We start from the raw sequence: 11,391 nt of genomic DNA, 5'->3' as shown, positions 1-11,391 counted from the left end.
TGACACCGTGGGTGCTTAGACGCCGATGCACAAACAGTCGTCATTGCCGGGCTTGTCCCGGCAATCCATCTCGCCTCCGCATGGACCACCGGGACAAGCCCGGTGGTGACGATGGAGGGCTCGTTCCGTGAGTGCCGTCACCCCCTCCCATCCTCCCCCATCAAGGGGGAGGTGCAGTTCGAGTTTGGGGAGGGGTTGGTGCGAGAAACCTAGCGACTAGGCCGGGTTCTTTTGCGGCACATCCCGAAGATGGTCGAGGAGGTAGGCGTGGGTCGACTTGTTGGCGACGACCAGGACGCCGGTTTTTTCGAAGGTTTCCGGGCCGCGGCCCCACCAGTCGGTGACGACGCCGCCGGCTTCTTCCACCAGCAGAATGCCGGCTGCCGTGTCGACGAAACCGGTTTCTTCAAAGTAGCCGGTGAGGCGACCGCAGGCGACCCAGGCGCAGGAATTGGCGGCGCTGCCGACGATGCGGACGGCGCCGATGGGGGCGCGGATGGCATCGAGGCGGGCGTAAGCGCCTGCATGCAATGAGAGATTCGGCGTGGGGAGGCCGGTGCCGACGCACATCATGGCGATGTCGGTCGAGCGGCTGACATGGAGGCGCTCGCCGTTGAGGAAGGCGCCCTGCCCCTTTACGGCGGTGAACATCTCGTCGGCGACGGGGTCGTAGACGAGGCCGCACACCGTCTCGTTGCCGCGGCGGAGGGCGATGGTGATCGTATAGTGTTGACCATTCAAGAAGTTAGTGGTGCCGTCGATGGGGTCGACGAGCCAGCGATGGGTTTCGTCGTCGCGCTCGGCGGGGGCAAATTCCTCGCCGGTCAGGCCCCAGGGATAGCGGGAGAGCAGGCGGTCGCGGATGAGGGTTTCGGATTCGCGGTCGGCATCGGAGACGAAATCGCCGGGGCCTTTGACGCCGATCTCCAGATCGCGAAAACGCTTGAAGTGTTCGAGGGTCAGCGCACCGGCTTCGCGGGTGGTGGCGACCATGTCGGCGAGAATAGCGTTGTAATCGTGAGTCATTTTTCGAGGGCCGCCTTCAGCCCCTCGGGATCGTCGGTGGTGATCTGATCGACTTTGAGCGCCAGGAGGCGCCGGACTTTGGGGATTGTCGTGTCGTCGACAGTGCGAATGGTCCAGGCGTCGATGCGCCGGCCGGAAGCGTGAATGGGCGCCACGATGTCAAAGCCGGCGGCATCGGCTTCGAGGACGATATCGTAGGCGAGGTAGATCATTTCGGCGTCGGGCGCGGTTTTGAGCGCGTCGTTGATGAAGGTTTTGAAGTCGCCTGTGGCTTTCAAGCGTGCGAGAGATTCGCCATAGCAGGGGTCGTAGCCGGTGCGCAGATCGGGGGCCGAGTTCGCTAGCAGACTGATAGCATCGAAGTCGCCGCCCGAGAGAATGAGTGAACGCGCGACTGGGCCGACGGTGGCGCCGAAATTGGCGATCACTTCGGGCGTCAGGGCGGCGGAATCTTCCTTGAAATCAAGCTGCAGCAGCGCATCGGGATGCGGCTGGTTTTGCGCGAGGAGCGCACAGAGATCTTCAAGCAGCATCACCTTGTCGGCGATGGGGTGCCCGTCGGTGCCGCGCAGATGCAATTGGCGCAGAACTGCAGCCGGCGTTTGGCGCACGAGGCCGGACCCGGTGGTCTCTTCCTCGAGCGAGAAGTTATGAAGGATAGCACAGCCGTGGTCGGCGTGGATAACCAGGTCTACCTCGACGCTGGCGCCGAGGCGCATGGCTTCCAAAATGCGGCTGCCAGTAAAGACGGGGTCGGACGCCTTGCGGCGGCCGCGGTGCCATTTGAGCCAGGTGCGGTGACCGCCCTGTTCAATATAGAGCGGGTCGCTCATGCCTCGCTCCGGAAGATCTGCTTGTTATCGCGATAGGCAGCGACGGCGCGGGGGGCGAGATTGACGCCCTGGCCGTGGCTGAACTGGCCGGGGTGGTTCACCATGGCTTTTACGCGGGTGCCATCGGGCAGGTTGAGGTCGAGCAGGCCATGGGTGCCGTAGTCGGTGACGCGATGGACCTTTGCGGCGCCGGGTTCGGCGGCAACGAGATCGAGCGCTTCGGGGCGGATGGCGAGGGTAGCGGGGCCATCGGCGACAGCGAGCGGATGGCTGAAGCTGGCGCGGCTAAAGGTGCCGTTAGCGACCGTGCCTTCGATCAGGTTCATCGTGCCGATGAAGCCGGCGACGAAGGGGGTCTGGGGATCGCGATAGACGACGTCGGGGCGATCGATCTGCTCGGTGCGGCCATCGCGCATGACGACGATGCGATCGGCCATGGAGAGGGCTTCGTCCTGGCCGTGCGTCACGAAAAGCGTGGTGATGCCGACGCGCTGCTGGATATCGCGGACTTCTTCGCGGAGGCGCTCGCGCAGGTGCTGGTCGAGGCTGGCAAAGGGCTCGTCGAGGAGGAGGATCTTGGGTTCGAGCACCAGCGAGCGGGCAAGGGCGACGCGCTGTTGCTGGCCGCCGGAGAGCTGGGTGACGCGGCGAGTGCCGTAGCCGCCGAGGCCCACGAGTTCGAGCACGGCTTCGACCTTGCGCTTGATCTCGTCGGCCGGCAGGCGGCGAAGTTTCAGGCCAAAGGCGAGGTTTTTGAAGACGTCCATGTGGGTCCAGAGGGCGTGGCTCTGGAACACCATGCCGGTGGGACGCTTTTCCGGCGGCAGGTGGGTGATGTCCTGGCCGTCGATGGTGATGAGGCCGGAGGTCGGCTGTTCGAAGCCGCCAACCATGCGCAGGAGCGTCGATTTTCCGGAGCCCGAGGGACCGAGGAGGCAGACGAGTTCGCCATCCGCCACTTCGAGCGAGAAGGAATCCACGGCCTTGGTGCCGCCGGGGAAAAGCTTGGTGACATCTTTGATAGTCAGAACGGACATTTTTATTCCTTCACCTCTCCCTTGGGGGAGAGGTCGGCGCGCAGCGCCGGGTGAGGGGGCCTGCGAGAGGCAAAAGGAGCGCGAGGGGCATCGGATAAAGGGGCGATGCTCGAGAGGAGGTAGCGGGGCGAGGGCAGAGGTTGCCGGAAGGCCCCCTCACCCGAATTGCTGCGCAATTCGACCTCTCCCCCAGAAGGAGAGGTGGGTTGGCCCCGCGAGTTTTGTGGGTGCCGGCACCCCCTCCCAACCTCCCCCGTCAAGGGGGAGGTGCTGGATCGAGTTTGGGGCGAGAAGTGGTGCACGTCCACCGCAGCAGCACCCTCCCCCTTGCGGGGAGGGGGTGGGGAGGGGGGCGGGAGCAGAGATGCTTGAGATGGCCACACTCATCCGCCAAAGCCCTTGGCGAAGGAGCCGGAATTGACGACGCGGCGCGCGAACAAAAGGGCGATGAAGCTGGGGACCCAGAGGAGGACTGAGAGCACGGCGCCATACTGGATGACGGGCTGGTTGTTGATGAAGGAGATCATCAGGACCGGCAGGGTGCGGACCTGGGGCGCGCCGATGAGCCAGGCGCCTTCGGTTTCGTAAAAAGTGCCGACAAAGCTCAGGAGCAGAGCTGCGGCGATGGTCGGGCCGGCCTGTGGCAGGGTGATCGACCAGAAGACGCGGAAGGGCGATGCGCCGACGTCGCGGGCGGCTTCTTCCATGCGGCGGTCGACGGCCTGGAAGGCGGCGACGGGAATCCAGATCATGAACAGCAGCGTGCCCACGAGCTGGATGAGGACGACGCCCCAGAAGGTGCCGATGAGGTTGAGCTGCAGGAAGATGCCGGCGATGGCGACGAGGAGGCCGAATTTGGGGAAGGCGTGGCCGGCGAGGAACGAGAAGAACAGAATATCGCGGCCGGGAAAATCCAGGCGGGCGAAGGCGTAGGCGGCCGGTAGGCAGATGATGGCGGAGAGGACTGTCACCGTGGTGGCCAGCGTCAGGCTCATGGTGATGGAGCTCCAGACGTCGGCGCGGGCCAGGGTCTGGTACCAGAATTTCAGGCCGAATTCCTGCGGGATGACCGAGGGAAAGCGCCAGACATTGGTGAAGGCCCAGGTGCCGACGACGAGCAGCGGCGCGACGATGACGAGGGTGAGGACGACGGCGAAGACGATGCCGGTCCAGTCCACGGGTTGTGCGACTTTGAGAGAGGCGCTCATGTCAGGGCGTCCTGTTCTTGGCGACGGACCGCACATAGAAGAGCCCGAAGAGGATGCAGAAGCCGAAGGTGATGACGGCCTGGGTGATGGCGTTGGTGGGGTCGAACAGGTCGCGGAAGGTGCGCTGCATGAAGGGGCCCATCATTTCCGGCGCGGCGGGACCCAGCACGTAAGGCAGGGTGAAGGCCGAGAAAATGCCGAGGACGGCAAAGGAAATGGCAACGAGGATCGAATTGGAAATGCGCGGCAGGATAATGTGCCAGAAGAGCATGAGGCGCCCTGCCCCGACATCGCGCGCGGCTTCGATGGCCTGATTGGACACATTGCCGAGGCCAGAAAGCAGGATCAGCACCGTCAGCGGGATGTTGTCCCAGACAAGGCCGATGACCGGACCCCAGGGGGTGAGGTAGGGCGACTTGATTTTTGGGAGGCCCACGGAATTGAGCAGCAGATCGACCGTGCCATTGGGGCCGAGCACGCGGATGAACGCAAAGCTCAGGATGATCGAGGGCACGAACATCGGGAAGATGGCGAGGCCCTGCACATAGGCAGCGATCTTTGAATTGGAAAAACGCAGATAGAGCGCGATCGGCAGGCAGATCAGCAGCAGGAAAATGGCGCAGACGCCCGTAGTCCAGAGCGTGATGGCCAGGTTCGCGCGGCTATAGGGATCGTTGGCGAAGAACTCGTAGCTCGAGACCGAAAGGGCGCGCCCGCCATCTGATGTCGGCAGCCAGAGGGTCTGGATCACGGCCGAGATAATCGGCCAGATGATGAGCCAGAGAACGAGCAAAACGGGGGCGGCCACGAGCAAGAGGCCAATCGGCCTCTTGCGTTGCGTGGGTGCGGGCGCCAAAGCGCCCGCGTCTGTCGTGGTCACGAGGCAGGGTCCACGTTCGGAGCAACAGCGCGATACCAGCCGTCATTGAGCGCGGTTTCCCACTTGCCGCCCGGGAAGGTCGGGATCGACGCCGGGATGATGTCGGCAAAGCGCTCGCGCAGGTCGGCCGAGACATAGTCCCAGGCGACGCCGGGGAAGCCACCGAGTTCGGTGAGCACGGCGGACTGGATTTCCTCGGTGAGGAGGAAGTCGGCCAGGAGAATTGCCGAGTCCTTGTTGGCGCCATTGGAGAGCACGGCAATATAGGTGAAGCCGCCGGGCAGGCCGAGGTCCTGAAGCTGGACGAGGCCGGTGGTTTCCGGAAGCACGCCCTGGGCGATGGCCGAGAGCGCCTGATCGGACCAGGCCGGGATCATGGTGACGGCCGACTGGCCGAGCAGCTGCAGCGACTGGGTATTGCCCGACGTATAGGCGCCGCCTTCAAAGAGCGAGGGGGCGAGGTCGTTGAGAATGGCAAAGGCCGGGGTCAGGGCTTCTTCGGCAAATTCGGGGGTGAAATTGTCGACGGTGAACTTCTTGGGATCCTTGCCATTGGCCTCGAGCACGGCGCGGCGCACGAAATTGCCACCCGAACCGCCCTTGTTGGGACGGTTGTAGATGAACTGGCCCGGGTTTGCCTTGATCCAGGTGACGAGGTCGGCCCAGGTCTTGGGCACGGCAGCAGGATCGAGCTTGGTGGTGTCATAGGCGAGCAGCACCTGGCTGCCGCGATAGGCCAAACGGGTCGGGATGTCGTTGGCGAGCGGATTGACCTTGGAATAGTTGGAGAGGCCTGCGGCCGAGAAATCAACGAAGAGACCCTTGTCGATGGCGCCGGCATTGACGCGGGTGTCATAGCCTTCGAAGAGATCGGCCTGCGGATCGGTGCCGCTGGCAAGCGCGGCGAGAGCGCGGTCGCCGATGGCGGCAACGCCCGGGCCGTCGCCACCGTCAACGAGGTTGAGCGTGATGCCGGCATGGGCGGCTTCAAATTTGGGCTTCACCACATTGGTCCAGAAGTCGATGACGTTCTGGTCCGAGGTGAAATAGACGTCGATCACGCCTTCGGCACCGAAGGCCATGCGCGGCATAATCGTCACGCCGGCGGCAATGCTGGCGGCGGAAATCAGGAAATGGCGGCGTTTCATCGTGTTCTCCCATGTGGGCAGCCCCAGAGGGTACCCTAGCTGCGCTGGCGACGGAGTCCATGAGCCGGCAAGGCCGACAAGCAGATGCGCACCAGCCCGCACCCGCAAACTTGATGGAACTCCCCTCCTCGCTGCTTGAGCGCGGCGGGCAATTCCGAATTCTGTGTCGGATATTGCCGGGGCCGCGCCGAGCGCATGCATAGACAACACCGAATGATGCTTGCACACAAGTGCATTTGCATCTCTTTCGGTGAAACTAGATATTTGGCTTCGATAACGCTTTCATGACAGCGCTGTTATTGCGACCGTGTGCAATGCTGTGCAAGGTGCAAGATGGGCCGTTCGGGGGCGTTAGTCCGCTGATGGCCTTACACTTTTTCGCCAGATGGGAATGGGCTCGAAAATCCGCCTTCCGGTTCCGGCTGCAACGGTCTGGCCGAGCAGTTCAACCAGGTGATCGCCCATGGCGGCGAAGGGCTGGGCGAAGGTGGTGAGCTTGTAGGATTGCCAATCGCCTTCGTCGATATCGTCGAACCCGACAAGGCAAAGATCGTTCGGGAGGGAGAGACCGAATTCGTGGCGGGCGGCATCCATGAAGCCTAGCGCCAGGAGATCGGTGACGCAGAAGACGCCATCGGGACCATCGGAGCGGCCGAAAAGGCGGCGGGCACTTTCGTAGCCCGAGGCGTAATTGGTGGGGCCGGCGGCCATGACGGTGACGGCCATGCCGGCTTCTTTGGCGACCTCGACGAAGACGCGCTCGCGTTCGAGGAGGCTCGCGGTGCTGGCCGTTGAGGTGACGAGGGCGAGGCGCTTGCAGCCGGCACGGCGGAGCAGGAAGAAGGCCTCGCGCCCGGCCATTTCGTTGTCGACGCTGAGATTGTGGCAGCCGGTCAGCGGATCGTCGCGATTGATGAGGATGACCTGCTGGCCATTGGCGAGGCTGGTTTCGATCAGTTTTGCTGAGGGCGTGCCGGAAAGGACCACGGTGGCGTCGGCGCGGTAGTTGAGCGTCTGCCGCAGGGCCGCGGCGACGCTTTCCTCGTCGGTGCCGGTATTGATGATCATGATCACCTTGCCAGCAGCCTGCAGTTTTCGCGTCAGGACATCAACGAGGCGGGCGCGGATCGGGGTGGTCATGTCGGCGACGACGAGGCAGACGATGTTGCTGCGCTCGCGAAGACCCCGGGCGAGGTGATTGACGTGGTAGCCGAGCTCGCCGGCGGCTTCGAGCACCTTGCGGCGGGTTTCCTCGGAAACGCTGGCGCCATCGGTAAAGGTCCGCGACACGGCCGAGCGCGACACGCCGGCGCGTTCGGCCACGGTGCGGGCGCTGACGAAGGGGCGGCGTTCCTGCTCGCTCATGGGGCTTTGCTCTTGTTCGACGGCCGCGATAGTGCGGGCATTATGGCGGCCGTCAAGGGCCGTCAGGCTTTGAGGGCCGCCGCGTGGTGGGCGATGTGCTCGCCGATGAAGCTGGCAATGAAGTAGAAGGAGTGATCGTAGCCTGGGCGCAGGTTGAGGGTGACCGGGTGATCGAGGCGCTTGGCTTCGGCGGTGAAGATTTCCGGTTTGAGCTGGGTGAGCAGGAAATCGTCGGCGTCGCCCTGGTCGATGAGGATGGGCAGGCGTTCAGTGGCCGAGGCGAGAAGTGCGGTCGCGTCGTACTGTTTCCAGGTGTCGCGGTCGGGGCCGAGATAGGCGGAGAAGGCCTTTTCGCCCCATGGGACCTGGCTTGGCGCGACGATGGGGGCAAAAGCCGAGACGGCGCGGTAGCGGCCGGGGTTCTTGAGGGCGATGGTGAGAGCGCCGTGGCCGCCCATGGAGTGGCCCATGATCGAGCGGCGGTCACTCACCGGGAAATTGGCTTCAATGAGGGCTGGGAGTTCTTCCACGATGTAGTCGTACATGCGGAAGTGTGCTGCCCAAGGGGCTTGCGTGGCGTTGAGATAGAAACCGGCGCCCTTGCCAAGGTCGTAGGCCGGATCGTCGGCAACGTCATCGCCGCGGGGCGAGGTGTCGGGGGCGACGACGATGACGCCGTGTTCGGCGGCATAGGCCTGGGCGCCTGATTTGGTGATGAAATTCTGCTCGGTGCAGGTGAGGCCCGAGAGCCAGTAGATGACCGGGAGGCGCTCGCCCTCTGCGTGCTCGGGGATGAAAATCCCGAAGTTCATGTCGCAGTTAAGGGTTTTGGACGTGTGCCGGAAAACGCTCTGCGTGCCGCCGAAAGAGGCGTGTTGTTCGATGAGGTTCATTGTTTGGGGTCCTCTGGGAGGGAGGGCTGCAATGGGGCCGCCCTTACCCGCGGCGTCATCCCCACGAAAGCGGGGATCTCCGGTCGGAAAAGAGATTCCCGCTTTCGCGGGAATGACACCGTGAATGGATGGGAGGAAGCGGCTGGGTGCCGACCAAGAGCGCCAGCACCCAGTTGCAAATTAATACTTGATGACGGAGCGGATCGACTTGCCTTCGTGCATGAGGTCGAAGGCGTGGTTGATTTCGTCGAGGCCCATGGTGTGGGTGACGAAGGGTTTGAGGTCGATCTTGCCGGCCATCGCGTCCTCGACCATGCCGGGGAGCTGGGTGCGACCCTTGACGCCGCCGAAGGCGGTGCCCATCCATTTGCGGCCGGTGACGAGCTGAAACGGGCGGGTGGAGATTTCCTGGCCGGCGCCGGCAACGCCGATGATGATCGACTGGCCCCAGCCGCGATGGGCTGATTCAAGTGCGGCGCGCATGACGTTGACATTGCCGATGCACTCGAAGGAGTGGTCGACACCCCAGCCGGTCATTTCGACGATGACCTGCTGGATCGGCTTTTCATAATCTTTCGGATTGATGCAGTCGGTGGCGCCGAACTCTTTGGCGAGATCGAATTTGCCCGGATTGGTGTCGATTGCAAAAATGCGGCCGGCCTTGGCCTGGCGGGCGCCCTGGATGACGGCGAGGCCAATGCCGCCGAGACCGAAGACGGCGACGCTATCGCCTTCCTGCACCTTGGCCGTGTTGTGCACTGCGCCGATGCCGGTGGTGACGCCGCAACCGAGAAGGCAGACGTGCTCGTGATTGGCTTCGGGGTTGATCTTGGCGAGGGAGACCTCGGCGACGACCGTGTATTCGGAGAACGTGGAACAGCCCATGTAGTGGTAGAGCGGCTGGCCGTTATAGGAGAAGCGGGTGGTGCCGTCGGGCATGACGCCCTTGCCCTGGGTGGCGCGGACGGCGGTGCAGAGATTGGTCTTGCCGGACTTGCAGAAGAGGCACTCGCCGCATTCGGCGGTGTAGAGCGGGATGACGTGGTCGCCCGGCTTTACGGAGGTGACGCCTTCGCCGACTTCGACGACGACGCCCGCGCCTTCGTGACCGAGGACGACGGGGAAGAGGCCTTCGGGGTCATCGCCGGACAGCGTGAACGCGTCGGTGTGGCAGACGCCCGTATCGGTGATCTTGATCAGCACTTCGCCCTTCTTGGGCGGGGCGACGTCGATCTCGACGATTTCCAGGGGCTTTCCGGGTGCGAAGGCAACGGCAGCACGGGATTTCATCTGGGGCATCTCCTTTTTGGGCGTCAGTTTCCGTTGGGTACAAGTGGAACCGGGCCGGCGCAAGCCCGGTGGGTGTCCATGGCTGGGTCTGATTGTATATGCTGTGCCAACAGCCCAAGGGAGTGGATCATGCAGCTTAGGGACAAGACACTTTTTCGGCAGGCCGCGCTTGTGGGGGACCGCTGGATCGAGGCGGATGGCTCCGGCATTGCGGTGACCAATCCAGCGACGGGCGACGTGATCGGTCATGTGCCCAAGCTTGGCGCCACGGAAACGCGCGAGGCCATCGAATTTGCCGAGGGCGCGCAAAAGCTTTGGGCGAAGCGGACGGCCAAGGAGCGCTCCAATATCCTGCGGCGCTGGTTCGAGCTGATGATCGAGAACAAGGAGGATCTGGGCAAGATTCTCACACTCGAACAAGGAAAACCCGTGGCCGAGGCGACGGGGGAGATCGTCTATGGCGCAAGTTTCATCGAGTGGTTCGCCGAGGAGGCGCGGCGGGTTTATGGCGACCTGATCCCAGGGCATCGGGCCGATGCGCGGATCATGGTAATGAAGCAGCCGATCGGGGTGGTGGCAGCGATTACGCCGTGGAATTTTCCCAATGCGATGATCACGCGCAAGGCGGGGCCGGCGCTGGCGGCGGGGTGTGCCATGGTGCTGAAGCCTGCTTCGCAGACGCCGTTTTCGGCGATTGCCATTGCCGTGCTGGCGGAACGGGCGGGATTGCCCAAGGGGCTGTTTAGTGTCGTGACCGGCTCCGCTAGAGAAATTGGGGCGGAAATGACCGCCAATCCGATCGTTCGGAAATTGACCTTTACCGGGTCAACCGAGGTGGGCGCCGAGCTCTATAAGCAGAGCGCGCCGACGATCAAGAAACTGGGGCTGGAACTGGGGGGCAATGCGCCCTTTATCGTCTTCGACGATGCCGATCTCGATGCGGCAGTCGACGGGGCGCTGATCGCCAAGTTCCGCAACAATGGGCAGACCTGCGTCTGCGCCAACCGCATCTATGTGCAGGACGGGGTGTATGGCGCCTTTGCCGAAAAGCTCAGCAAGGCCGTGGGGACGCTCAAGACCGGCAATGGGTTTGACGAGGGCGTTATCCTGGGGCCGCTGATCGATGAAGCGGCGCTCGAAAAGGTGGAAGAGCATGTGACCGATGCGCTGGGGAAAGGTGCGAAGGTCTTGCGCGGCGGCAAGGCGCATGCGCTGGGCGGGACGTTCTATGAGCCGACGGTTTTGGCCGATGTGACGGCTGACATGGCCGTGGCGCGGGAAGAGACTTTTGGGCCGGTGGCGCCGCTGTTCCGGTTCAAGGACGAGGCCGATGTGATCGCGCAGGCCAATGATACGGAGTTTGGGCTGGCTTCGTATTTTTATGCGCGGGACCTGAGCCGGGTGTGGCGGGTGGCCGAGGCGCTTGAATATGGGATGGTCGGCGTAAACACCGGGCTCGTTTCCACGGCCGAGGCGCCGTTTGGCGGGGTAAAGCTTTCGGGGCTGGGGCGCGAGGGATCGCGCTATGGCATCGAGGAGTTTGTCGAGATCAAATATGTTTGCCTTGGCCGGATCAGCTGAGGCTGCGCCACCCTATTCTCCACTGCACGACGTCATCCCCGCGAAAGCGGGGATTTTTGTTTTGGGGCACGGAGGCGGGATTCTCGCTTTCGCGGGAATGACGCCGCGTTTGGTGCCCAAAAGAATCTAC

10 protein-coding genes are annotated in these 11,391 nt (G+C 63.4%); 1 reads left to right on the top strand and 9 read right to left on the bottom strand.

Annotation, left to right across the window (positions count from 1 at the left end; translation table 11 throughout):
* Nucleotides 1–216: 216 nt before the first annotated feature.
* The 9 genes from NVV77_RS13480 to NVV77_RS13440 all read right to left on the bottom strand — a co-directional run bounded on the left by NVV77_RS13480 (nucleotide 217) and on the right by NVV77_RS13440 (nucleotide 9,680).
* The gene (locus tag NVV77_RS13480) at nucleotides 217–1,026 is read right to left on the bottom strand and encodes an inositol monophosphatase family protein (RefSeq protein ID WP_295414121.1); all 810 of its coding nucleotides are present in this window, start codon (nucleotides 1,024–1,026) and stop codon (nucleotides 217–219) included.
* Nucleotides 1,023–1,859, bottom strand: coding sequence for a glycerophosphodiester phosphodiesterase family protein (locus NVV77_RS13475; protein WP_295414119.1), 837 nt, complete (start codon nucleotides 1,857–1,859; stop codon nucleotides 1,023–1,025). Before NVV77_RS13475 ends, NVV77_RS13480 begins: the two co-directional genes overlap by 4 nt.
* Entirely contained in the window at nucleotides 1,856–2,896 is a 1,041-nt protein-coding gene (locus NVV77_RS13470; protein ID WP_295414117.1) for an ABC transporter ATP-binding protein, read from the bottom strand. The genes NVV77_RS13475 and NVV77_RS13470 overlap by 4 nt, the downstream gene beginning before the upstream one ends.
* Nucleotides 2,897–3,279: 383 nt before the next feature.
* Nucleotides 3,280–4,104, bottom strand: a complete 825-nt coding sequence (locus NVV77_RS13465; RefSeq protein WP_295414115.1) for an ABC transporter permease — start codon at nucleotides 4,102–4,104, stop codon at nucleotides 3,280–3,282.
* A gap of 1 nt (nucleotide 4,105) precedes the next feature.
* Nucleotides 4,106–4,984, bottom strand: coding sequence for an ABC transporter permease (locus tag NVV77_RS13460; RefSeq protein ID WP_295414112.1), 879 nt, complete (start codon nucleotides 4,982–4,984; stop codon nucleotides 4,106–4,108).
* Nucleotides 4,981–6,132 carry an extracellular solute-binding protein gene (locus NVV77_RS13455; protein ID WP_295414109.1) on the bottom strand — a complete coding sequence of 384 codons (1,152 nt, stop codon included), beginning with the start codon at nucleotides 6,130–6,132 and terminating at the stop codon, nucleotides 4,981–4,983. Before NVV77_RS13455 ends, NVV77_RS13460 begins: the two co-directional genes overlap by 4 nt.
* Before the next feature lie 351 nt (nucleotides 6,133–6,483).
* The gene (locus NVV77_RS13450; RefSeq protein WP_295414107.1) at nucleotides 6,484–7,497 is read right to left on the bottom strand and encodes a substrate-binding domain-containing protein; all 1,014 of its coding nucleotides are present in this window, start codon (nucleotides 7,495–7,497) and stop codon (nucleotides 6,484–6,486) included.
* Between the two features lie 62 nt (nucleotides 7,498–7,559).
* A complete protein-coding gene (gene fghA, locus NVV77_RS13445) occupies nucleotides 7,560–8,390 on the bottom strand; it encodes an S-formylglutathione hydrolase (RefSeq protein ID WP_295414105.1) in 831 nt (276 codons plus the stop codon).
* Between the two features lie 180 nt (nucleotides 8,391–8,570).
* Nucleotides 8,571–9,680, bottom strand: a complete 1,110-nt coding sequence (locus tag NVV77_RS13440) for an S-(hydroxymethyl)glutathione dehydrogenase/class III alcohol dehydrogenase (protein ID WP_295414102.1) — start codon at nucleotides 9,678–9,680, stop codon at nucleotides 8,571–8,573.
* 129 nt (nucleotides 9,681–9,809) lie between these two features.
* Between NVV77_RS13440 and gabD the strand changes: the two genes are divergently transcribed.
* Entirely contained in the window at nucleotides 9,810–11,261 is a 1,452-nt protein-coding gene (gabD, locus tag NVV77_RS13435; protein WP_295414099.1) for an NADP-dependent succinate-semialdehyde dehydrogenase, read from the top strand.
* The last annotated feature ends 130 nt before the right edge of the window (nucleotides 11,262–11,391 follow it).

The sequence above is a fragment of the Devosia sp. genome, from assembly GCF_024707125.1.
GTDB lineage: Bacteria > Pseudomonadota > Alphaproteobacteria > Rhizobiales > Devosiaceae > Devosia.
Note: the sequence above shows the minus strand (reverse complement) of the source record. Positions and strands in the feature narration are given on the sequence as shown.